The organism is Helicobacter bilis ATCC 51630 (assembly GCF_000686565.1).
GTDB classification, from domain to species: Bacteria; Campylobacterota; Campylobacteria; order Campylobacterales; family Helicobacteraceae; genus Helicobacter_A; species Helicobacter_A bilis.
Genome location: NZ_JMKW01000009.1, coordinates 13,887 through 36,446, shown reverse-complemented (window position 1 = coordinate 36,446; position 22,560 = coordinate 13,887). Strand labels below are relative to the sequence as shown.

22 protein-coding genes are annotated in these 22,560 nt (G+C 35.9%); 11 read left to right on the top strand and 11 right to left on the bottom strand.

Going from position 1 to position 22,560, the window contains the following annotated elements; all coding sequences use genetic code 11:
• The first annotated feature begins 40 nt into the window (after nucleotides 1-40).
• Complete coding sequence (locus T368_RS0102930) at nucleotides 41-883, top strand: SMP-30/gluconolactonase/LRE family protein (protein WP_004086988.1); 843 nt, start codon at nucleotides 41-43, stop codon at nucleotides 881-883.
• Nucleotides 884-1,311: 428 nt separating this feature from the next.
• On the opposite strand, the gene T368_RS0102925 is transcribed toward T368_RS0102930, so the two are convergent.
• Entirely contained in the window at nucleotides 1,312-3,015 is a 1,704-nt protein-coding gene (locus T368_RS0102925) for a cation:proton antiporter (protein ID WP_027338283.1), read from the bottom strand.
• 364 nt (nucleotides 3,016-3,379) lie between these two features.
• Here T368_RS0102925 and T368_RS0102920 point away from each other — a divergent pair, with 364 nt between their 5' ends.
• The 6 genes from T368_RS0102920 to T368_RS0102900 all read left to right on the top strand — a co-directional run bounded on the left by T368_RS0102920 (nucleotide 3,380) and on the right by T368_RS0102900 (nucleotide 7,850).
• Nucleotides 3,380-3,793 (top strand): hypothetical protein, encoded by a 414-nt coding sequence (locus T368_RS0102920; protein WP_004086992.1) that lies wholly within the window; start codon nucleotides 3,380-3,382, stop codon nucleotides 3,791-3,793.
• Nucleotides 3,794-3,822: 29 nt separating this feature from the next.
• Nucleotides 3,823-4,533, top strand: coding sequence for a peptidoglycan metallopeptidase Pgp3 (gene pgp3, locus T368_RS0102915; RefSeq protein WP_004086993.1), 711 nt, complete (start codon nucleotides 3,823-3,825; stop codon nucleotides 4,531-4,533).
• Between the two features lie 173 nt (nucleotides 4,534-4,706).
• Complete coding sequence (locus T368_RS0102910; RefSeq protein WP_004086994.1) at nucleotides 4,707-5,774, top strand: glycosyltransferase family 2 protein; 1,068 nt, start codon at nucleotides 4,707-4,709, stop codon at nucleotides 5,772-5,774.
• Nucleotides 5,775-5,784: 10 nt separating this feature from the next.
• Nucleotides 5,785-6,606, top strand: a complete 822-nt coding sequence (locus tag T368_RS13075) for an alpha-1,2-fucosyltransferase (RefSeq protein WP_004086995.1) — start codon at nucleotides 5,785-5,787, stop codon at nucleotides 6,604-6,606.
• A complete protein-coding gene (locus T368_RS15310) occupies nucleotides 6,606-6,752 on the top strand; it encodes a hypothetical protein (RefSeq protein WP_155116647.1) in 147 nt (48 codons plus the stop codon). Before T368_RS13075 ends, T368_RS15310 begins: the two co-directional genes overlap by 1 nt.
• Nucleotides 6,753-6,764: 12 nt before the next feature.
• Nucleotides 6,765-7,850, top strand: coding sequence for a DegT/DnrJ/EryC1/StrS family aminotransferase (locus T368_RS0102900; RefSeq protein ID WP_004086996.1), 1,086 nt, complete (start codon nucleotides 6,765-6,767; stop codon nucleotides 7,848-7,850).
• A 319-nt stretch (nucleotides 7,851-8,169) separates the two neighbouring features.
• Here T368_RS0102900 and T368_RS0102895 read toward each other — a convergent pair whose 3' ends face one another.
• Both T368_RS0102895 and T368_RS0102890 read right to left on the bottom strand, forming a co-directional pair.
• A complete protein-coding gene (locus tag T368_RS0102895; RefSeq protein ID WP_230455632.1) occupies nucleotides 8,170-8,988 on the bottom strand; it encodes a hypothetical protein in 819 nt (272 codons plus the stop codon).
• Nucleotides 8,989-9,049: 61 nt separating this feature from the next.
• A complete protein-coding gene (locus tag T368_RS0102890; protein ID WP_004086999.1) occupies nucleotides 9,050-9,802 on the bottom strand; it encodes a hypothetical protein in 753 nt (250 codons plus the stop codon).
• A 184-nt stretch (nucleotides 9,803-9,986) separates the two neighbouring features.
• Here T368_RS0102890 and T368_RS0102885 point away from each other — a divergent pair, with 184 nt between their 5' ends.
• Both T368_RS0102885 and T368_RS0102880 read left to right on the top strand, forming a co-directional pair.
• Nucleotides 9,987-10,697, top strand: coding sequence for a uroporphyrinogen-III synthase (locus T368_RS0102885; RefSeq protein ID WP_004087001.1), 711 nt, complete (start codon nucleotides 9,987-9,989; stop codon nucleotides 10,695-10,697).
• 15 nt (nucleotides 10,698-10,712) lie between these two features.
• The gene (locus tag T368_RS0102880; RefSeq protein WP_004087002.1) at nucleotides 10,713-11,279 is read left to right on the top strand and encodes an RDD family protein; all 567 of its coding nucleotides are present in this window, start codon (nucleotides 10,713-10,715) and stop codon (nucleotides 11,277-11,279) included.
• Nucleotides 11,280-11,562: 283 nt separating this feature from the next.
• Here the strand turns inward: T368_RS0102880 and T368_RS0102875 are convergent, their stop codons facing one another.
• Nucleotides 11,563-13,029: a hypothetical protein gene (locus T368_RS0102875; RefSeq protein WP_027338282.1), complete on the bottom strand. Its 1,467-nt coding sequence runs from the start codon at nucleotides 13,027-13,029 to the stop codon at nucleotides 11,563-11,565.
• A gap of 333 nt (nucleotides 13,030-13,362) precedes the next feature.
• Between T368_RS0102875 and T368_RS0102870 the strand changes: the two genes are divergently transcribed.
• Together T368_RS0102870 and T368_RS0102865 are read left to right on the top strand one after the other, a co-directional pair.
• Nucleotides 13,363-15,072 carry an ATP-binding protein gene (locus tag T368_RS0102870; RefSeq protein ID WP_027338281.1) on the top strand — a complete coding sequence of 570 codons (1,710 nt, stop codon included), beginning with the start codon at nucleotides 13,363-13,365 and terminating at the stop codon, nucleotides 15,070-15,072.
• 11 nt (nucleotides 15,073-15,083) lie between these two features.
• Nucleotides 15,084-15,713, top strand: a complete 630-nt coding sequence (locus T368_RS0102865) for an META domain-containing protein (protein WP_004087008.1) — start codon at nucleotides 15,084-15,086, stop codon at nucleotides 15,711-15,713.
• 621 nt (nucleotides 15,714-16,334) lie between these two features.
• On the opposite strand, the gene T368_RS0102860 is transcribed toward T368_RS0102865, so the two are convergent.
• The 7 genes from T368_RS0102860 to mltG all read right to left on the bottom strand — a co-directional run bounded on the left by T368_RS0102860 (nucleotide 16,335) and on the right by mltG (nucleotide 22,548).
• Nucleotides 16,335-16,892, bottom strand: coding sequence for a 2-oxoglutarate:acceptor oxidoreductase subunit OorC (locus tag T368_RS0102860; protein ID WP_004087009.1), 558 nt, complete (start codon nucleotides 16,890-16,892; stop codon nucleotides 16,335-16,337).
• Nucleotides 16,892-17,722, bottom strand: a complete 831-nt coding sequence (locus T368_RS0102855) for a 2-oxoglutarate ferredoxin oxidoreductase subunit beta (protein WP_004087010.1) — start codon at nucleotides 17,720-17,722, stop codon at nucleotides 16,892-16,894. The genes T368_RS0102860 and T368_RS0102855 overlap by 1 nt, the downstream gene beginning before the upstream one ends.
• A 21-nt stretch (nucleotides 17,723-17,743) precedes the next feature.
• Entirely contained in the window at nucleotides 17,744-18,874 is a 1,131-nt protein-coding gene (locus T368_RS0102850; protein ID WP_004087011.1) for a 2-oxoglutarate synthase subunit alpha, read from the bottom strand.
• Nucleotides 18,867-19,199, bottom strand: a complete 333-nt coding sequence (locus T368_RS0102845) for a 4Fe-4S dicluster domain-containing protein (RefSeq protein WP_004087013.1) — start codon at nucleotides 19,197-19,199, stop codon at nucleotides 18,867-18,869. The genes T368_RS0102850 and T368_RS0102845 overlap by 8 nt, the downstream gene beginning before the upstream one ends.
• Nucleotides 19,200-19,386: 187 nt before the next feature.
• Entirely contained in the window at nucleotides 19,387-20,277 is an 891-nt protein-coding gene (sucD, locus tag T368_RS0102840) for a succinate--CoA ligase subunit alpha (protein ID WP_004087015.1), read from the bottom strand.
• 31 nt (nucleotides 20,278-20,308) lie between these two features.
• On the bottom strand, nucleotides 20,309-21,472 hold the full coding sequence (sucC, locus tag T368_RS0102835; protein ID WP_004087017.1) for an ADP-forming succinate--CoA ligase subunit beta: 1,164 nt from the start codon (nucleotides 21,470-21,472) through the stop codon (nucleotides 20,309-20,311).
• A gap of 173 nt (nucleotides 21,473-21,645) precedes the next feature.
• Entirely contained in the window at nucleotides 21,646-22,548 is a 903-nt protein-coding gene (gene mltG, locus T368_RS0102830; RefSeq protein WP_080628852.1) for an endolytic transglycosylase MltG, read from the bottom strand.
• Between the last annotated feature and the right edge of the window lie 12 nt (nucleotides 22,549-22,560).

The window sequence follows — 22,560 nt, the reverse complement described above, 5'->3', positions numbered from 1 at the left end:
AGACTATAATGTAGAATCCATTTATCACAAAGGTTATTTTATGAAAAAAATATCTGCATTTTTCTGTTTATGTTTTTTAATGCTACAAGCACAAGGCAATCGCGTTGTAAGTATTGAAGGGTTTAGCACACCACAAGCTATCGCTATGACAAACCTCAGTGTATTTGTAAGTAATCTAGGCGATAATCCCAATCTCACGAAAAGCGGCAGTGGCTTTATCAGTAAGCTTAATAAGACTGGGAAAATCATTGACTTGCAGTTTATAGCAAACCTAAATGTCCCAAAAAGCATGACAATACTTGATAATATTCTCTATGTCGTAGATATGAATATGCTAAAAGGGTTTAACCTTGCGACAAAAAGACAAGTGTTAAATCTCCCTATTAGCGGTGCTAATATGCTAAATGATATTGCAATTAGAGATTCTAATTCATTGCTTGTGGCTGATGGTGAGACGGAGTTGGTCCTACTTGTAGATCTCAAAAAGAAGAGTTATTATACCTTTGTTGCGATTGATAATACGCTAGGTTCGTTGCAAAACATAGCACTAGATAAAAAAGCTCTTTATGCAAGCACTTTTGATAAAGATCAGAAAAAAGGACGCCTTTTACGCATAGATATTGAAACAAAGGAAGTAAGTATAGTCCATGAGTTTGCTGAAAAGATATGTGGCATCGCACTCACTAATCATGGTGGCATCATAGTGGCTACAGAAGGACATAAAAACGCAACGAAGCTATATAAAATCTCTACTAACGCCAAAGTCTATGCGATTGATATCGATGAGGATTTACAAGCACCAGCAAAATTTTTGCTTGATAAACAAGCCTTATGGATACCAAATACACTGAACAATCAAGTCCAAAAGATTATGCCAGAGTGATATTAGATTCTGAAAGCTAGTGGCTGTCGTGTTGCAATACAGTAAAGCTAGCATGGAGACCATAAAAAAAGATATTGCACCAAAGCTCCACGCAATCTTCAAGGGGTTTTTGTAAAATTGGGTTTATATAGCTAAAAACAACCGCATTCTAAATTTTAGAAAACACAAAAAAGCAAGGAATCTGTTTTTCAATCTATAAGTTGCTTATATCAGCAAAATTTTATCATCTTATATCAAGCGTTCTCGTATTGTTTTTCTAGAGACGGCAATGTCCAAGTATGTGTCTTTAAATAAAAAACCTAATTTATTATTTTGACTACAGACAAATATTAAGTCTATTAAGTCGTGCTTAATGGAATAAAAATAAATTCTAATGCTCTAATCTCGAGCTATAAAGTCATATGAGATAAAATTACTTAGAATCTACTTTATTTATCTGCTTGCTGCTTATTCTCATCTACTGCTTGCAGAGCTAGATCGCTTAGAATCTTTGCTATCTCCCTACGCTCATGGACTACCGCATACACACCTTGAGATTGAATCTCTGAAGCAAACTTAGAGCTTTTTGTCTTAAGGATAATCTTACAATAAGGCGATAAGGCATGAATGTCTTGATGGGCTCTTTGCGCACTATCGATAGAATCTATGGCAATGATTACCGCAGAACACTTAGTAATGCCAAGCTGCTCTAGAATCTGCCTACGCGTAATATCACCATAAATTACAGGCTCACCTTTCTTTATTGCCTCTTCCACCTTGTTATAGTTTTTATCCACAGCAATGTATTGCACATCACAACCCTTAAAATACTCTAAAATTTTTTTGCCAAGCTCACCATAACCACACACTACAACATGTTTTTCAAGGTCTGTCGCGTGGTTTGTATGATCCGCCTTTGTATCGTCATAGGATTCTGCTTTTCTGCGTGCAAAAAAACTGCTTACAGGTGTAAGATAACGCAAGAAAAAGTTTGTAACCTTATCTAGTCTATCTAAGATAAAAGGTGTAGCAATCATTGAAAAAATCACCATAAGTGTCAAAAACTGATAGATTTTATCTGGGGTAATGCTTGCAAAAAACTCTTCTCCAAACAGCACCTTTAAAACCCCGCCATCAAGGTGTAAATCAAGGATTTTATGCTGACTTGCTAAAAGGAAAATCGCAAATGAAAACTCCCCAATTTGTGCTAGAGATAATGCAATCCTTAATCCTATCCTCTGTCCTCTAAATAAGAATAAATACATGAGTAAGGCTTTTGCACCCATCATAAGTACTACTAAGATAAGAATAACAACAAAATATTCAAGCAAGAAGATAATATCTACTTGCATACCCACGGTGATAAAAAATACACCTAAAAGTATATCTCTAAAGTGTGTAAGGACTGAAGAGACTTGATATTTATACGGCGTGTTTGAGATAATCATACCTGCCAAAAATGCTCCAAGCGCCAAAGAAAAACCAAAAGATTTACTTATATATGCTGCACCTAAAACGATTAGAAAGACTGCACCCACAAAGATTTCATCTGTTTTCATATTTGCCGAAAAACGAAGGAATAGTTTTGCCATAATGCGTCCGGGCAAAAATAGCACTATAAGCACGATAATCGCAGAAATCAGTGTCGTTAAAAGCAGGGCAGAAAGATGAGAATCTTTATCGCTTAAAAGCTTAATCATAAGTAAAATTGGGATAACTGCAATATCTTGGAATATCAAGATTCCAACTGAAGCCATGCCATAAGGCGTTTTTGTTTGAGCGCTTTCATTTAAAAACTTCAGCACAATTGCCGTTGAGCTAAGGCTTACTGCGCTTGAAATAATGATAGAGGTAGAAAAGTTAAAACCCAAAAAATAAAAACATACAACATAGAAAAAGGCAATCGAGATTCCAATCTGTAAGCCGCCAAAGACTAGCACTTCTTGCTTCATTGAAGTAAGGCTTTTAAAACTAAAATCAAGCCCTATCATAAACATCAAAAACACAACCCCAAATTCAGCTATATCATTCAACTCACCAGAATCTTCAAGCTGAAAGCCAAAGATATAAGTCGTTAGCACACCTGTAAGAATGTAGCCAATAATGGTTGGAATCTTAAGCCAACTTAGCACAATACCTGAAATAACCGCCATTGCCAAAACGCAAAGTATAACAAGATATAAATCGATAGGACACCTCGTTTAATAAACCTTAATATAACCTGTTTTTATATCAAAATCTCTACATACAAGAAATATTCAACTCTTACATAAAGTGCATTAGCATACTTTAATTAAGCAAGTCTGTAAAGATTTTCATATTAAATAATATTGAGTTCTTCTCTAAAATACATACAGATATGCTTAGGATTATAACAAAAAAATATCAAATATACTAGTTTATAGGCTTTAAAATAACACAATATCATTCCAGCAAACAACTTTATGATAGTTTAGAGTTTTTAAAATATAAATGCTATAATGGTTCGCTTTATCTTAGATTTTTAGAGAGTGGTTTATGAATTTGTCAAAATGTGTTTTTACTTTTTCTTGTGGTGTAATGTTTTGTGTTAGTATGTCGTATGCGGATTCTATACTTTTTTTACCAGATTCAAATAAGTCGCAAAAGAGAGCTATTCAAAATGATTTTAGTGATGGCGAAGTAGATTCTGATTTACGACTTTTTGATATTCAACAAAAAGGGTTTAACCCCAAAGATGAAAAGGGCTTTAGAGCCCCGATTGATAGAAGCCCTATAACACAAGATTCTATAAATCCGCCAAAGGATATGCAGCAAGAAGATTTGCCACGAGAATATAAGAGCATGTTTGAAACAAGTCTATTGCAAACAGACACAGAATCTAAGGAAATAAAACTCGCAGAAAACACGCCCACTAAAAAAAAACAAAACAAAATAAGTCTAGTGCGATAGAGATTGCTAATGGTGCAACTTTTATTGCAGTGAGTAGTGAGAAAAATCCACAAGTTATACGCATAAATAATAAGGTTTTCCCATGGGTTTTGCACCCAAAGGATTCTAATAAAAAGATTGCATTTGTAGTGATTAACTATCGCTCAGCTTTAGAGAATCTAAGATTAAATAATGACTTTTCCATTAAAATCGTGCAAGGTGCATATAAGAGAGAAAAAATCACAATCACAGACACAACAAAGACAAAGCCAAATAAAGCTGCGAGTGATCGCATTGCAAAGGAATTTGCTGAGGCAAATGCGATCTATCGCACATATACAAAGAAGCGTTATTGGAATAAGCCTTTTATGTTGCCTTTAAACAGCGTAATTACAAGTCCTTTTGGCTCTGCGAGAGTATTTAATAATGAGATAAAAAGCTTTCATGGTGGCACAGATTTTCGTGCAGCAATCGGCACGCCGATACAGGCTAGTAATGATGGTATTGTAGTGATAGCAAAGGATCGTTTTTTAGCAGGTAAGTCAGTCGTCATCGATCATGGTGAGGGGGTTTTTAGCATGTATTATCATTGCAGTGATATTAAGGTGAAGCTTGGTGAGAAGGTGCAAAAAGGGCAAGTGGTGGCTTTAAGTGGCGATACAGGCAGAGTGAGTGGGGCGCATTTGCATTTTGGTATGCTTGTAAATGGAGTGCAGGTTGATCCTATTGATTTTATAAATAAGGTGAATGCGTTGTTTTAAGAAGTCATTTATATTATTAGCTCATATTTTAGTTGCGATCCTTAAATTAAGCATCAAGAAAGTGTGTTGTAGTATTTATGTATATTTATATATTGGTTAAACATTGAGATTGTTGGTTTATCTTGCTTTATTTACGCTATAATCTAGACTTACTTTATAGCTAAAGGAAAAATTTGAATCCTAAAATTTCCATTCTCACCCCAAGTTTCAATCACGAAAAGTTTGTAGGGCTTTTTATAGAATCTGTTTTGAAACAAACTTTAGAAGATTTTGAGCTTATTATTGTAGATGATTGCTCTAGTGATAATAATGTAAATGAGATTCTAAAGTTTAAAGATCCTAGAATAAAGCTTATACAGCACCCATATAATCAAGGTATAAACGCAGGATTAAACACAGCATTTGAAAATGCTAGTGGTGAATATCTTGTATTTTGTGCGAGTGATGATATGCTTACACCTAATGCGCTAGAAGTGATTTATAAGGCATTTAGCGAGAATCCAAGCATAAAAGCGATATATCCTAGCCTTATTAAAATTGATGAAAATGGGGTGAAAGATAAAGAAAGATTTGGAGAATCTGAAAATAAAACAAGAGTAGAACATCTCTATGATCTCTTTATGCGAGGGAATTATCTTACTTCGCCCGGAATGGCAATGAAAACAACTGATTTTAAGGAGATTTTGTATCCTTTAGATATTGCGATGTGTAATCAGCAGGATACGCAAATGCACATTAAGATACTTTTAAATGGGGAGATAAAAATCCTTGATGATATTTTAGTGATGTATCGTTTTGATCCAAAGACAAGTAATGTGAGTGCTAGAACTGATAAAGCCATAAAACGAGAAAATATGGAGATTGAGTGGCTAATGGATACTTTTTTAGCAATGAAAGATATAGATTTGCTTCAAAAAATCTTTGCAAAAGAAATAGCTAAACTTGGTATTAATCCGCAAGAAGATATGATAGAGTATTTCTTAGGCAGAATGGCTTTGTTGTCGCCTATTGAAACAAGGCAAGTGTGGGGTTACCATAAGATTATGGAATCTTATAGCACAAAAGAGAGTGCAAAACGCTTGAAAGATATGTATGACTTTGATTTTAAGACCTATTTAGACTTAGCTCATTATACAACAGATAAGACTTTGGCAAAATATCGCAAATACAAGAAACTTTTTAAGATATTGCTATATATGAATATTGTGTTATGTGGCGTGATTATATGGCTTATTTGGTAAAGGAAATGCAATGGAAGATAATCTCATAATTATTAGAGTAGATGGCGGTATAGCAAGTCAAATAGGTTTTGTCGCACTAGGCAAAGCCTTTGAGGAAAAAGGCTATCAAGTCAAATATGATTTAAGCTGGTTTGAGACTTCTGGCAAAGGCTTGTATAATACAACAAACGGCTATGATAGAATCTATGATTTAACCTTTGATATGCCAAAAGCATTTCCACAACTAGAGATGAAAATCGCAACTGAAGATGAGGTAAAACGCTACAATAAATTATATTTTATTGATGATGAAAAAGTCATTACCCACAAGCCTCCATTATATGTCGGCGGTTATTTAGGCAGACATTATGACATATATTTTGCAAGGCACTTTGCAACATACTTTAGCCCTAAAGAAATAGAGCAAAAAGACGCACCATTTTACATACTTTTACAAGAGATTCTAAATACGCAATCGTGTGGCATTCACATTAGAAGAGGTGATTTATCGCAGAATCATATTGTATATGGAGAGCCTACCAGTCTTACTTACTTTGAGAGAGTTATTCAGCTTGTCGCACAAGTGAATTCAAAAAGCGTATTTTATCTCTTTAGCGATGATGTAGCGTGGGTGAAAGAGCATATTGCACCACTTTTAAAGGATAAGCAATTTAAAATATGTGATATTAATACACCAGAACAAGGCTATTTGGATTTATACCTGCTTAGTCGTTGCAAGGTGATTGTCACATCTCACGGGAGCTTGGGAGCGTATGCTAAGTTCTGGCACCACATAATCCACTGCTTATTGCCCCACGCGTTCGCAATGTGTTTTTTGAAATGGAAAATGTAATGCTTGTAAATTGGGGGGCAAAACCAAAAATTACACAGCCGTGTAATAATGTAATCACCCCCCCCCCCCCATTGTCAAAATCTCACATTGCGATACAGACTTTTTCTCTATCTCTACAATCGCTTGAGAAGCAAACTATTGCGTAAAGGAGTTATACAATGATCCCATTTCTTGATGTAGGGGCAATGAATTCGCGTTTTAAAGACGAGTTAGAATCGGCGATGAAAGAGGTGCTAGAATCTGGCTGGTATATTTTAGGAGAAAAAAGCAGGGCTTTTGAAAAGGCATTTGCTGAGTATTGTGGGATAGAGCATTGCATAGGCTGTGGTAATGGACTAGATGCCTTGCGTTTAGGCATAAAGGCACTAGGCTTAGGGGAAAATGATGAGATAATCGTCCCGGCAAATACCTATATCGCCTCAATTTTGGCTATCTCTGATAATGGCTGCAAACCTATCTTTGTTGAGCCAAGTTTGCAAACCTACAATATTGATGTAGAAAAAATAGAATCTGCCATAACGCCTCGCACAAAGGCGATTTTGGTCGTGCATTTGTATGGGCAGGTCGTGGAGATGCAAAAGGTATGGGAGCTGGCACAAAAGCACAAACTTGCTATCATAGAGGATTGCGCACAGGCACACGGGGCAATATATCAAGGCAAAAGGGTTGGCACACTTGGCGATGTGGCTGGATTCTCATTTTTCCCGGGGAAGAATCTGGGGGCATTAGGCGATGGCGGAGCGGTAACCACAAAGCATAAAGAAGTAGCGGAAAAAGTTAGGGCATTGGGGAATTATGGCTCACATAAAAAGTATGTCAATCTCTACAAGGGGCTAAACTCTCGCCTTGATGAGCTTCAAGCAGCAATTTTAGAGATAAAGCTCAAGCACTTAGATTCTGATAATGAATCTCGTCGCAAGATTGCAAAATTTTACCGCGAAAATATCACAAATAAAAAGATTGTTTTGCCCGAATGCGTGAGTGAAGAAGGACACGCGTGGCATTTATTTGTCGTGCGGTGCGAAGAGCGGGATAGATTCCAAGCGTATTTAAAGGACAATGGGATTGAGACAATTATCCACTATCCTATCCCACCGCACAAACAAGTTGCCTATAAGGAATATAATCATCTCTCTTTACCCATTACTGAAAAGATTCATAGGGAAGTGTTGTCTTTGCCGATTAGCCCGGTTATGAGCAAGGAACAAGCAGAAGAGGTGGTAAGAGTGGTGAATAGATTTTAAGCTATGGATATAAGGCAATAAAGCTTGAGTTGAAGAGACTTAAAGTAAATATTTTTTCTAGACCTAGAATCTATATGGGGCTTATATTTGCTTAGTGTAAAACTCAAGTGGACTTTAATCCCACTATTTTTGCATGATAAATAGATGTTTTACTGCAAATCTATGTTAAGCAGATTCAATGCAAACAGGACCATTACCAAAAAAGTAAAAAGCCCATCATAGCCCTATATCATGCATATTATACAGATAAATAAACTTTATAATAGATTCTATACCATAAAAACAAGACAATCAAGCCTTTTTATTAATCTTTAGACGATTAAAAACTTATCCCAGCTTCAGCACCAGCTTGCCACGCATTTGCAATAGGGAAATTAAGCGTATTGCCACTTGAAGCCTGCAAATTATAATATTTTCCGACGCCCTTAAAATAAAAACTCACATTTTCACCAATATTTTTAGTAATACCTATGCTTCCAAAGATTGCATAACTGCCATCTTTGATATTAGAAGCTGTATCGCCCGTAGTGTGAAATTTATACAGACCATCTGCTATACCAGCTCCACCACTATATGTAAAATGTGTTGTCTCTGATACAGGAACTCTACCTTCTATCTCTAAGCCTAATATGCCAAGACTTCTGCTGATAGATTCTCTATTGACATACGCATCCACATCGAATACAAGATTAAGAAACACCGGTGCATTCAATCCTGCAATATTTACGCCAAGCTTTGCATCACCGCCAAATAACCCAAATGTATCATCTGTCGCCAACCCAGCTAGTGTAGCCCCAGATAGCTTACTCACACCGCCACCAATTCTAACAGCTAACCCCAACTGCACTCTTTGGACTATAAGCATTTTTAAGCCAAGCTTACCATATCCACCCCTACTTTTCACTATGGCATTACGATCACCACCAAAATCAACTTCAAGCCCACCGACACCAACATCACCATGTACGCATACCGCTTTGCTACATGCAGCACTCGCACTGACACCTAACGCACCGCATAGCACGATACCCACAAACCCTTTTTTCATAATACTTGCATTTTTTACATACGACATAATCCTGCTCCCATATTTAATTTTCTCAATGTAAAAACCATTGAGTGTTACGCACCTTGTCATAACCTTTCATTATAATCGGCATTTTAGCCTTTTTGTGTTTGAAGAAATGTAATTTCTGAATTTATTTTGTTTTTGCTGATTTATTCTGCACAGATTCCAAACTTTGTTTAAGCCTTAAAGCTTCATCATTTTGCCCCTCACACATAAGTAATTTCACATATAAATCATAAATAGCTAAATTCTCCCTATCATCTTGCTGGGCTAAGGCTAACCATGTTCTTGCGCTTTCGCAATCGCTTACAGCCAACCTATCTCGTGCGATTTGTAAAATATGCGGTATTGAAAAGCTACCACTTATACTTTTAAGATTTTTACTAATAATCTTTGGGGCATTCTCTAGTAAAATCTCACCGCCGCTACTAGATTCTACAAAGTGTTTAGAATCTATTTTTTGCCAGTCTTTTAGAGCATTAATAGGGATATATCCATTAAGCAACACCGAATCGTTCATAAGTGTTACTCTCACCCATTGAGATTCAATCTCTTTGAGTGTAATTTTTAGCTTAGTATTTGGTATATCTTGTGGGAAGTTTAGACATATTTTTTGCCCCTTTTGCACACTCTGAATCTTTTTTGCATTTTTATCTTTTTGTTGCATAATATATGCCTTTGGCAATGCTATTTGAAAACACGCAAAGCTTGTGTGTATGCGTTTTTGTGTGTATATTGTAAATGTTTCTTCTGTGTGCTTTTCTTGTGTCTCTATTTCTTTGTGCGTAACAAAACCCTGTGGTATGTTAGATTCTGTAGTAAATGATAAATAGCTAAAAAAGCATAATGATATGGCAAATACGAATAAATAGATTCTAAGCATATACTACCTTTTAGATTCAATTATAACTTAATAATCTAAGCCTTAGGATAAAATATTTTATCTTTAATAAAATTACACAGAGTTTATTGTATATTTATAGTTACTCAATTTTCCAATAATAAAATTATTGCAACATTACAAAATATCTCCGATATTTAAGAAAATTGCATAACTTAGGATAGAGATGATTTATATTCTTAAAACTGATACAGAGATACCAGACATAGATAAAAGGCTATTAAACAATGTGTCTATATTAAACCTTCTAAATGTTAGAATCTTGCCTTTTAGCATAACCAAGAAAGATTTAGAATCTATTGACTATATTTTGCTGACTTCAAAAAATGCGATCAAGGCGATAGCTCAACATGAGTATGCGTCTTTACTCTTAGAAAAAAGTGCGATTGTGATTGGCAAACGCACGAAAGAAACATGGATTAATGCGGGTGGTAATGTGCTATTTTGCCCGGAAAAAGCCTGTGATAGTATAACCCTTGCAAACTTGGCTTCAAGCTATGTGAAAGATAAGCATATCCTTTATTTATGCGGCAAAGATAAAGCAAACGATATGGCTAGTCTATTAGAAAATCAATGTAAAATAACCACAATAAATGTTTATGAAAGTTATGAAAATACTAATATGAAAAAATGTATGTTTGATGATGAGAGTATATTTATCTTTGGTTCTCCCAAACATTATAAGACATTTTTGGGGCATTATGTATGGAATCCAACATGGTTTGCAATCTCACTTGGCGATACGACTTATGCGAGCTTTGCAGATGATATAAGAAAGCTGAATGCAAAGGGTGATTTTATCAAGGCATTGAAAGTCGCACAGGCTATGCGTAATGACACGCCTATGCAAGATAATGCGGACTTAAAAGATTCTTAACTAAAGATTTATATAATGAAAAAAGCAAGAAAAAAGCATACAAATAAATTCCTTGATGGAAGTCAATCGCGTGAAAAAAATAAGATAAATGCTACAAAATTACACAATATTCACAACAAAACTTCAAAATACAACTTTTTATCCGCTCGTCTCAAAGCCTTTATTACTGATATGTTTTTACTCAATATGCCTATACTCTACATTACCACATATATATTTTTGCAAGGCAAAGAGGATTTTTTACAGAATCAAATCGCAATTTTTTTATGTGAGGGATTATATTGCTTTTTACTCTTTTTGTTCTTTGTGATAAAGGGGCAAACTCCCGGTTTTCGCTATGCAGAGATTATGCTGTGTTCTGATTCTAGTGTGAGTGATAAAGATTTTGGTGTAGAAAATGGGACAGAAAAGCCGCCAAAGGCATGGCAGGCATTTGTATTTATTGTTGTATGGCTCATTGAGCTTTGTTTCTTTTTATGGATATTTGCTTTTATGCGTAAGGATAAAAAGACACTGCATGAGATAGTATCAAAAACCCATATTATATATAAACCAAATCCTGCAAGAAAAGCTATGCAATAAAATCTTTTTTTTAGCTTCTATGTTAGATGTTCTGTAATAATAGAGTATCGTATTCACATTTAGATTCTATTTAGATTGACAAAATAATTGCGTTTATTCTAAGCAAATAAGAGTTGCAAAAGTAAATGAAATACAGCAAAGTAAATTTTAGTTAAAGTGGAGATGAAGTTTTATCTTAGTATCACAAAGTAACTTTTGCAAGATTTTATACACAAGTAACCTTGTGTATAAAACAAACAAAATCGCAATAAATCGCTTATACTTTATAATTTTTAGCTATGTATTAAAATACATAATTCACTTGGAATCTAAATCGTCCAAATTGTGGGTCTCCAAACGCATAACCATAGGCTGCAAGCATATTGATACTATCTGTAAATTTATAGGTAGCACTCAATGCAACATCAAGGAAGTGTGCGGCTTTGATATGATTACCACTTCCATACAACAAACCACTTGTATCCCTATTAAGATTTTCACTAGGCGTTGTAGAACCTTTCTTTAAATAAAAGAAATGCGAGGCATCAACATAAGCTACATCAAGGGCTGCACCAAACTTTTTATAACCGATTTCAGCTTTTACATAAGGCACAATGATAGAAGAGTTTTTAAAGCCACCTACGCCTAAGATTCCAAAGCCATTTGCCTCAGCCCCAGAGTAGCTATTCCACAAATGTCCGCCAAGCTTTAATCCGCCTGTATTATCAATAAGTGTGCCAAAGCCATCGCCAAAGCTACCAGCAAGACCTGCTGATGCACCAAAGAAGCCTGTAACTTTTTCTGCTCCATCTTCTTCATCACTTGCTTGTGTAAAATTATATCTGTAATCAACGCGGATATTATACATACCACGATTTTTGGCATACCAATCCTGATTATTCAATACACTATTTCCACCAAATAGCCCTATAAGACTTTTTGAGCCACCATAAATATATGGTCTATCAGCCATTGAAGTGTATGATACCTGCCCTGTAAGTGTTAAGCTTTGATTTCCAAAATTTGCAGTATAAGCAATATCGCCAAACACCATAGCATTTACCCATCGATGAATCCCGCCATACCAAAGATTATAGGATAATCCTGTCTCTTTTGTAAAATCAGCACCGCTTTTTATATATGCCATAAACATATTATTGCCGATACCAGCCCCCTTAGCATCAATGCCCGGCAGAGAAATATAAATATCATCACCCATCCAGCTATCCCACCATTGAAAACCAAAATTCATAGCACTCAAATCGTTATTTTCCGCAAAAACTCCAAGTGCTCTATCTAAATTATTATCATTAAAAGGTGTACCCGGACTTCTTTGCCCTAGTCTTACAATCGTTTTTGTATTTAGCGTTTCTTTACCATCAAGGGTAACATAAAAGTCTCCAATATTAAATCTATCCACAAGAGAATCTATGGTTTGCCCTCTAGAGCCACCTATATCATTATCCGCTGTGTTGTTATCGGGAGTGCTAGAACCTTTTGAGAAAAAGAGACCAGCAGACGCACTCACACCATAAATAGCCCCTGAAGTAATTGTAGGCTTAAAGCGAAATTGATATCTTACACCCTCCCCATCTCTTCCATCAACAGCATGCACACGACCAAATGCAAAACCATCAATACTTGCGTTATTAATCACATCAGATAGCTTTGCTGCCTCTAGGCTAGTAAGGCTACTTGCCGCTAAAAGACTACCTGCTACCACAATGCTACCTGAATGACGGCTGAAGAATTTGCTTCCTTGATTTTTCATATAAATCCTTTAAAGTGAGATTAGCTTATGTTTCATAGCTTTTTTGACTTTACAAAAAAAATGCTGAAAAGGCAATAAAATAACGAGAAAATGTAGAAAAAATATCAAAATGTAAATATGACTATTTAGTAATGTATATTTTAGAAACATTAATATTGTGAGTTGGCAAAAGTTTTGAGTAATAATATTTTTAAATAATTTTTAATTGTGATACTCTTAAGGTATGCATATTTAGTATTATGACTTACAAAATAATCTCACATTAGTTATTTTAGATATAAACATGATAGAATCTAAGCGAAAAAATAGCGATGAGATAGAAAAAGGTTGTTTGTGCGATTTTTGATTGATTTTTGTTCTGTAGATTCCATAGAAAAAAGCTTAGTTTTTCCACTGCTTAATTGCTCTAAACATGAGGCTTCAATCCTGCATGAAATAGTGGCTTTGTATATGCGTGGGGAAAATGAGATTGACATTCAAACATTTTTAGAGCAGAAATATTATGCAAAAGGCTTTGAAATATTGCCGTATTTAAAAGAGTTTTCACATTTAATAAAGCTTGGTTGGTTAGCTACACAGGATAGATTCTCACAAGAAAGGTGTGAGAGTGTGCTAGAGTTGCGTAATGCAGTCATTAGTGTCAGTCCTAATCTTTTAAAGCTTTTAGAGCATGGGCGTTTGTTTAATAGCGATATTAAAGATACTATTTATAATAACTCACTTGAATATTTGCAAGATGAATGGAAGAGACTACATCTTATGCGTCAATACAACAAGATTCAATCCGTGCTTAATACGAACTTATCGCAATCTTGTGATAACTACATCAATAATACATTAGCAAATATCATTAACACAAATGCGACAAAAAATACAAAGAAAATAAAAATACAGCAATATTTTAAAAAACATCATCTAAATTATCATGAAAAGCTGATTTTTATCTCTCTCACACAAGCTCAATATAATGGTGAATTTGGGCTATCATTAAAAGAGATTGTCTCACTTGGTAAAAATGAAGAAGAAAAGATCATTTTGCAAAACTTACTTGCAAGTAATGCAAAGCTACTTAAAAGTGGCATTATCACCTGTTTTGAATCTTTTGGGGATTTTTCATTTATGGAGCAAGAGTTTTGCATACCACAGCATATTTTTAATAATCTTATGTGTGATAAATCTAGTCAAAATGCAAACCTTGAAGATGAGGTCGCAAAGAGTGAGATATTTGACATTATTACGCCAAAAAAGGGCTTAGATTCTGTAATCTTGCAGGATAGTGTAAGAGAGTATTTTGATATTTTATTGCAACATTTAAATCCTAAAGTGCATAAGCTATTGCATAAATGGGATATTAAAGAACATGCTGATATAGATTCTAAAATCCTATTATATGGGGCTAGTGGCACAGGGAAAACTTCTAGTGCGTATGGACTTGCTAAGGACTTAGGACAGAAGATTCTCTATCTTGATTGCTCCAAAGTGCTATCAATGTATGTTGGCGAGAGTGAAAAAAATGTGCGTAGAATCTTTGATGAATATCATGCTATAACTATGGCAACAAAAGAAAAGCCTATTTTATTGCTTGATGAAGCAGATCAGTTACTAGGATCACGCAATGATATAGCAGGTAGCACGAGTCGCATGTATCATCAAATGCAAAATATATTTTTAGAGCAAATTGAGAAATTTTGTGGAATCTTGATTGCTACTACAAATCTTGTTGATAGCCTTGATTCTGCATTTTCAAGAAGATTTCATTATAAGATTTGCTTTAATATGCCAGATATTGCAATGCGTGAGAAAATTTGGTTATTACATTTCCCAAAACATGCGGATTTTAAGGAGACAAAAGAGAAAATTGCAAAGGAATTAAGCAAATTTAATCTTAGTGGTGGGCAGATAAAAATTATCACTTCAAATACTTGCTATAAAGTCGCAACAAGAAAAGATTTGACATTTAGTTTAGATGATTTTATAGTAGAGGTAGAAAAAGAGCAAAATAGTGCTTTTGGTGATTCTAAGAAAATGGGCTTTAAACAATAATAAGGGATTCTATGCAAAAAATTATAAAAACGACATATTTTTTTACTCTATTATTCATTGTGTGTAGCATTAGTGGTTGCTTTTTGTTTGGAATGAAGGGCATTTTTGAAGGGAGTAATTATCAGATTGTAAAGCTTGAAATTGATAATAAGGTTGTCCTAAGTCCGCAAGAGCTTGCCTATCAAGCAAGAGAGCAAATACAAAGCAATCCAAATGCACACTTTACGAATACATATGATTCTACTACACAAAGGCGATCAAGTAGGATTGATGATTTAAATGCAAGTTTTGAGCAATTAAGACAAAGAAATCAAGATGATGATAATGATGATGAAAGCACGCCTGCTACAACACTTGCAAATATTGCTTTAAAGGCAACTTTTAATCTTGATAGATCGCAAGATATGCTATATGGAAAGGCTGGGTGCAATGACTACACAGCAAAGTTTTTTTGGCAAGATAGCACAAAAATCGTTATTTCTGGAGCAGCAAGCACGAGAAAGCCATGCAGCCCCAAAGAAGTAGCAAACTTTCAAAATACACTCATACGCAATCTTGATGGAATCTATGTAGTAACAAAACTAAAAAATAGAAAAGGCTATGTGCTAAACAATGGGCGAATGAGAATTTATATAAAATAGCGATTTGGGTCATATTGGATAAAGAATCTTATTGTATGCATATTTATTTTTGTGTTTTGTGTCTCACATGAAACTTGCAAATAAACACGATATTGCATCTACAAAACGAAATTACATGGTTTTCTATCTGTTTGTCAATTAGAATGCTTGTGGATTCTGTATGCTTTACTTGTGATACTCTAAGGGTATGGCTTTAAGAAATTTATGTTTCTAGTCTGTTGATATGGGGTCTCAATGTTGTGTAGATAACATGAAATATAACAGAGCAATCCCCTATATATTCTAGAATCTGAAATAAGATTGTATTATTCATGAATCACCAAAAAATGGGGGTTGCCCTTTCATTCATTTCTCATCAATGTAAAAAAGATTGATTGCTCTGTAGTCTGCCCTATTGCGATAGTGATCCCCATCTGCTTTATTCCTAGAGTATCTAGCCTATGGAAAGATCGTAAAATGCTGCCTTAAAATTTTTAAAAACTTAGCATAAAAGCATTGTGTTGCAAGTGAAGTAACAAAGGAATTTCAGTTTCTGTGCGATATAAAATCTCGGTTTCTAAGCCCTTTATTCTGAGCCTTAAAAACAAAAAGACTCCATGATGAATAGTAGCTAATTTATGCTTATTGCTTATTTAAACATTCGAGTGCATATTTTTTGCCGAGTTCATAAGCCTTTTTATTGACATCTGCGACTTTTGCAGGCACTTTGCTAAGCATGGTTTCAATTACTAGCTCTTCTGGGACACAATTTGTAAAAGTAACGGTTGCGGCTAGTGCTACAACACTTTGTGTTACTACATTGCCTACTTCTTCTTTTGCGATTGTAATGATTGGAATCTCATAGATTCTAAATCTTTTTCTATCTTCATCAGTAGGCTTTACAAGGTTTGGCTCCAATACGACAATGCCCTGCTCTTTTATGCCAGACTTATAAATATCATAACTCATCTGTGCAACAGATAGCATAAAATCGATATTACCATCCATTGCATAAGGATAGAGAATCTCTTCACTATCGAGTAAAATATCAACCTTTGTAGGACCGCCTCTCACTTGGCTTGTATAAGTAGAAGCTTTGACACCATAGCCACCGCCTCTAATCTTAGCTTCCGCTAGAATCTCACCTGCTAAAAGGACACCCTGCCCACCAACGCCTGTAAATCGTAATTGATGTTCCATTAATGTCCTCCTTTTTTAGCGGTTACTTTTGCTTTATATGCAGCATAAGCCTCACAATACTCTTCTGTTTCTGTATCATGCTTTAAAATGCCTGTTGGGAATTTCCCTTTCTTTTCCTCTTCGCTTAACTCATCATATTTGCGTTTTGGTAAGATTCTAGAATCAAGCCATTTAAGCATATCAGTAGCCTCTATCATTTTATTTTTTCTACCAAGATTCACATGGCAGTTTGAGTTAATATCAAAGAGACTAAAGCCTTTGTGTTTAAAGCCCTCAATTAGCACTTTTTCAAGCTTTTTAGGGTCTAAAATACTCTCTCTTGCTACAAAAGTCGCCCCTGCTGCCGCACCCAACTCGCAAATATCAAATTGATTATCAATGTTGCCTCCGGGTGCTGTAACAGTCCAAAAGCCCTTTGGCGTTGTCGGCGAAGTCTGTGAGTTTGTCAAGCCATAGATAAAGTTATTCACAATAATGTGGTTAATATCAATATTTCTGCGGCATGCGTGTATAGTGTGATTCCCACCGATTGCTAAGCTATCGCCATCGCCACTTACTACGATTACATGCTTATCTGGATTTGCAAGCTTTATACCTGTCGCATAGGCTAGAGTTCTGCCATGTGTTGTATGCACTGTGTTGCAATTCACATAAGAGCTCATACGACCACTACAGCCAATCCCACTCACCAAACACACATCGTCCATATTCCAACCCACTGCATCAATAGCGCGTATAATACTTTTCAAAATCACACCATCGCCACAGCCCCAACACCAAAGTGTCGGCATTTTTTCTACGCGTAAATATTCATCATAATTAAAAGCCATATTTCTTCCTTTATCGCTAATCTACTTCATAGAACGCAATTTTTCAATCACTTCATTTGGTGCAATAGTTCGCCCATTTGCACGACCCATAAACTCTACTCTTCGCCCAAGTATGCGTTCAACTTCCTCTCTATATTGCCCTTTATTTAACTCTACCATAAGAATCTTTTTGAAACTCTCGCCTATTTTCTTAAGCTCTTTTTCCGGGCTAGGCCAAATTGTAATAGGGCGGAATAAACCAGCTTTAATCTCATTAGTCTGACGCAATTCATGCAAGGCTTCCTTAATACCTAAAGTAGCACTACCATAAGATATGATCGCAATATCTGCATCTTCTAGATAAAGCTCTTCATTATTGCTTAGATAGTCTGCCCTGCTTTCTACTTTGTTGAATAATCTATCAATAAGGGCTTGTCCCTCAGCAGCATTCTCTGTTGGGAATCCAATCGCACCATGATGTAAACCTGTGATATGATAGCGATAGCCTTTAAAGAAAGGATTTAGCACCGCAGGTTCATCTGGTCCTACGCCATAGGGTTTATAATCTTTTGGATCGCCACCAAACTGCTTTCTTACCTTATTGTTTTTTTGTACTTCTTCTAATGCTGGAATCTGTGTTTTACCATACATGTGCCCTAAAGTCTCATCAAGCAGTAAGAATACAGGCTGCATAAACTCTTCTGCGAGATTAAACGCACGCACACTTTGCGTATAGGCTTCTTCTAAAGTCCCGGGAGCTAATGCAATGGATTTATAATCGCCATGTGTTGGGTGCTTTGCAAAGGCTACATCGCCCTGCCCTACCCTTGTTGGCATACCAGTAGATGGACCAAGTCTCATAACATTTACAATAACGAGTGGAATCTCTGCCATATAACCTAAACCGATTTGCTCAGCTTTAAGAGAAATGCCCGGACCAGAGCTTCCAGTCATAGCTTTTACACCACTCATAGATGCACCGAGTGCTACAGAGATCCCACTAATTTCATCTTCCATTTGGATAAAATTACCACCATGATGGGGCAGTAAATGTGCCATTTCGTGCATAACATCAGAGCTTGGTGTGATTGGATAGCCACCATAAAATTTACAACCAGCATCAATTGCACCCATTGCAACAAGCTCATTTCCACCTGTAATTACCTCACGCATTGTTTGCACCCTCCTCAATCGCCATAAATCTATTTGCTTTTATTTTCTCTGCTCTCTCTTGTGCAGCCTTATCTGTTTTTGCAAATTTAAATTGCTTTCTATCGGCAACAGTGATAGCAAAATCTGGACAATGCAACTCACACTCCATACAACCAATACAGCTTTGTGGATACATAACTTTTACAATCTTGCCTAACACTTTATGTGCATCAAGCTGCATGGCTAATACACCGGCAGGACACCGCGATACGCAAATATCACAAGCTTTGCAGCGTTTTTCATTGACCCACACAGGCGTGTTTTCAGGCATTAAAACATCTGACATATTTAGGTTCTCCTTATTAATATTTTGAACTTTTGGGTTAGTTTAAAACTTTGACTAGATTCTATATCTATGGATTGTATATAGAATCTAAGATTAAAATTGTGCTGATCTATAAAATCATATAGCATATTGATAGCTACAAACTATTTTTGTTTGCAGCATAAAAACATAGCAATATATAATTTTACTACTTAATACCTTTATCAGCTAAAAGCTTTTTCATTGTTTCGCCAATAACTGCTGGGCTTTCTGCTACCATAACACCTGCTGCACGCAATGCTTCTTGCTTCTCTGCGGCTGTGCCTTTACCACCGCTTACAATCGCACCTGCATGTCCCATTCTCTTACCTTTTGGTGCTGTAGCCCCAGAGATAAATGCTACTACTGGCTTTTTAATTTGCTCTTTAATTAAAGCTGCGGCATCAATCTCTAAGCTTCCGCCAATCTCGCCTACCATAACAATTGCTTTTGTTTCAGGGTCTGCTTCAAACATAGGTAATATTTGTTTATAGCTCAAACCAATGATTGGATCGCCACCAATACCTACTGCAGTTGAGATTCCTAAACCTTGTGTTACAAGCTGATTAGCACTCTCATAAGTTAGCGTCCCACTTTTTGAGATAAGTCCAATATTCGTGCTAGATTTTTTGAATATATAGCCCGGCATAATACCGATTTTACACTCATCGCTTGTGATAATACCCGGACAATTTGGTCCTATCATATCCATACCTTGCTTCTTCGCATACATTTTTGCAAACATAATATCTTTTGTAGGCGCACCTTCTGTAATTACAACTGCGAGTTTAATGCCCCCTGCTGCTGCTTCAATAATCGCATCAGCAACAAATGCTGGTGGCACAAATATCATACTCACAGTAGCCCCAGTCTTAGCTACGGCTTCTTTAACGGTGTTAAATACAGGTTTGCCTAAATGTTCGCTGCCACCCTTATTTGGTGTAACACCGCCTACAATCTGTGTGCCATAAGCCATACACTGCTCACTATGGAAGCTCCCTTCCTTTCCTGTAAAACCTTGAACGATTACCTTTGTGTTTTTATTTACGAGAATACTCATCTTTCTATCCTTATATGATTTTAACTTTTGCTTACTTTGCTGCTGCAACTACTTTTTGTGCGCCATCTTTCAAGTTCTCTGCTGCGATTAGATTCTTAATACCAGCACCTTTTAGAATCTCTTTCGCCTTTTCTGCATTTGTGCCATCAAGTCGCACAACAACAGGCACTTCCACACTTGTAAGCTTTGTAGCCTCAATGATTCCATTTGCAACCCTATCACATTGCACGATACCACCAAAAATATTCACAAAAATAGCTTTTACATTCTTGTCTTTTAAGATAATCTCAAAACCTTTTGCAACCGTTGTGGGATTTGCACCGCCGCCTACATCAAGGAAGTTTGCAGGTTGTCCACCCTCATATTTAATAATATCCATAGTAGCCATTGCAAGTCCAGCTCCATTTACCATACAGCCTACATTGCCCTCTAGTTTTACATAGCTAAGATTGCTTTCACTTGCTTCGATTTCACTAGGCTCTTCTTCTGTGAAATCTCGCATAGCTACAATATCACTATGTCGATACAATGCGTTATTATCAAACCCAAGTTTTGCATCAAGCGCTAAAAAGCTACCATCACCCGTAAGAATCATAGGGTTAATTTCAACTTGCTCTGCATCTTCATTAATAAATACTTCATAAAGTGCTTTTGCAAATTTACTAAATGGCTTTTGCTGCTCTTTTGTAAGTCCTAAACCAAGTGCCAATTCAAGTGCATGGAATGATCTAAAACCTATAGTAGGATCAACTGCTACTTTAATAATCTTTTCTGGACTTCTCTCTGCAACTTCTTCAATCTCCATGCCACCTTCTGTGGAAGCAATGAAAATTGGCATTTCAAGCCCTCTATCAAGCACAACGGCAATATAAAATTCTTTCTTAATATCTAAGCCCTCTTCAATATATACACGACCTACTTTTTTACCTAATGGTCCTGTTTGGTGTGTTACCAAAGTCATACCAAGCATAGAATCTGTAAGCGTTGCCACTTCATCTAAACTTTTTGCAAGTTTTACACCACCTGCCTTACCGCGTCCGCCTGCGTGTATTTGTGCTTTCACAACCCATACGCTACCGCCTAGCTCGTTAGCAATAGCCTTTGCTTCATAGCCATTATTAGCCACCCTACCGCGTGGTGTTGCTACACCATATTTTCTTAAAACCTGTTTTCCTTGATACTCATGTATATTCATGTTATGCTCCTATTTTTCACGAAGGAATTACAAAGTGAAACACAGGATAGCACATCAAAGTGTTTTGTGTAGTGCTAGGCTTGTTGCGTTTCGCTTTGGTTAGCAAATTTTCTTACAAATTCACTTAAAAAAAGTTAAAATGTGATAAAAATTCACAAAATTTACTCAAAGTGTTAATTTTTTACCTTTTTTATATTTTTGAGATGTTCTCCATAGGTTGCGCTAAAGTCGTGTGTGCCGTTTTTATTACGCATAAAATAGAGATAATCTGTCTTTGCTGGATTTATTGCCGCTTTAATTGCATCAATGCTTACACTACCGCTTGGTGTATGTGGTATCCCGCTATATTTGTAGGTGTTAAACTCACTTAAATCATTGCGTATCCTATCTGGTGTAATGCGAGTATGAGAGTATTTGCCATAGTTGAGAGAGCCATCCATTTGCAAGGGCATATTTTTTGCAATGCGATTATCTATAACGCTTGAGACAATTGGCATTTCAGCAACATTTGCTGCTTCTTTTTGTATGATGGACGCTTTTGCTACGATTTGAAACCATTGCTTTTCATTATAATAGCCTACAAGATCATTTGCTAGGCTTTTATGCTTTTCAAGCGATTGATTGATGAGTGTTTGTATGATAAATTCAGGATTGGCATGATAGGGCAGACTATAGGTATTTGCTAGTATTACTCCATCACTATAAGGGGCATATTTATTATAAAGAGATTCTAACTCATTGATATTAAAGTTAAAAGTCTGTGCGATTTGCCTTAAAAAAAAGTAGTTTGTCTCACCCGGTATTAAAGTAACATTTTTCATAGGGGCTTTTGAAGTAGCAAGGGCATTTAGAAATTTCCCTTTGCTTAAAGTCGTTTGTGGTAATTCTATCCAGCCGCTTTGTGGTCTGCCAATAAGTCGCAAAAAATACGCATCAATCAAGCTTACATTATAACCTTTAGTCTGCAAATGTGTTATAATTCCTTTCGTTGAACCCTTTGGAATAAAAATGATTTTCTCTGAATGCAAGGGGATTGAAAGATAAAAACATATACCAAGTAACAATATTAAACACAATTCAAAGAGTAT

Coding starts and splice junctions, on each gene's coding strand:
- T368_RS0102930 (WP_004086988.1), top strand. CDS start 41: ATGAAAAAAATATCTGCATTTTTCTGTTTATGTTTTTTAATGCTACAA.
- T368_RS0102925 (WP_027338283.1), bottom strand. CDS start 3,015: ATGGCGGTTATTTCAGGTATTGTGCTAAGTTGGCTTAAGATTCCAACC.
- T368_RS0102920 (WP_004086992.1), top strand. CDS start 3,380: ATGAATTTGTCAAAATGTGTTTTTACTTTTTCTTGTGGTGTAATGTTT.
- T368_RS13075 (WP_004086995.1), top strand. CDS start 5,785: ATGGAAGATAATCTCATAATTATTAGAGTAGATGGCGGTATAGCAAGT.
- T368_RS15310 (WP_155116647.1), top strand. CDS start 6,606: ATGCTTGTAAATTGGGGGGCAAAACCAAAAATTACACAGCCGTGTAAT.
- T368_RS0102900 (WP_004086996.1), top strand. CDS start 6,765: ATGATCCCATTTCTTGATGTAGGGGCAATGAATTCGCGTTTTAAAGAC.
- T368_RS0102895 (WP_230455632.1), bottom strand. CDS start 8,988: ATGACAAGGTGCGTAACACTCAATGGTTTTTACATTGAGAAAATTAAA.
- T368_RS0102890 (WP_004086999.1), bottom strand. CDS start 9,802: ATGCTTAGAATCTATTTATTCGTATTTGCCATATCATTATGCTTTTTT.
- T368_RS0102885 (WP_004087001.1), top strand. CDS start 9,987: ATGATTTATATTCTTAAAACTGATACAGAGATACCAGACATAGATAAA.
- T368_RS0102880 (WP_004087002.1), top strand. CDS start 10,713: ATGAAAAAAGCAAGAAAAAAGCATACAAATAAATTCCTTGATGGAAGT.
- T368_RS0102875 (WP_027338282.1), bottom strand. CDS start 13,029: ATGAAAAATCAAGGAAGCAAATTCTTCAGCCGTCATTCAGGTAGCATT.
- T368_RS0102865 (WP_004087008.1), top strand. CDS start 15,084: ATGCAAAAAATTATAAAAACGACATATTTTTTTACTCTATTATTCATT.
- T368_RS0102860 (WP_004087009.1), bottom strand. CDS start 16,892: ATGGAACATCAATTACGATTTACAGGCGTTGGTGGGCAGGGTGTCCTT.
- T368_RS0102855 (WP_004087010.1), bottom strand. CDS start 17,722: ATGGCTTTTAATTATGATGAATATTTACGCGTAGAAAAAATGCCGACA.
- T368_RS0102850 (WP_004087011.1), bottom strand. CDS start 18,874: ATGCGTGAGGTAATTACAGGTGGAAATGAGCTTGTTGCAATGGGTGCA.
- T368_RS0102845 (WP_004087013.1), bottom strand. CDS start 19,199: ATGTCAGATGTTTTAATGCCTGAAAACACGCCTGTGTGGGTCAATGAA.
- sucD (WP_004087015.1), bottom strand. CDS start 20,277: ATGAGTATTCTCGTAAATAAAAACACAAAGGTAATCGTTCAAGGTTTT.
- sucC (WP_004087017.1), bottom strand. CDS start 21,472: ATGAATATACATGAGTATCAAGGAAAACAGGTTTTAAGAAAATATGGT.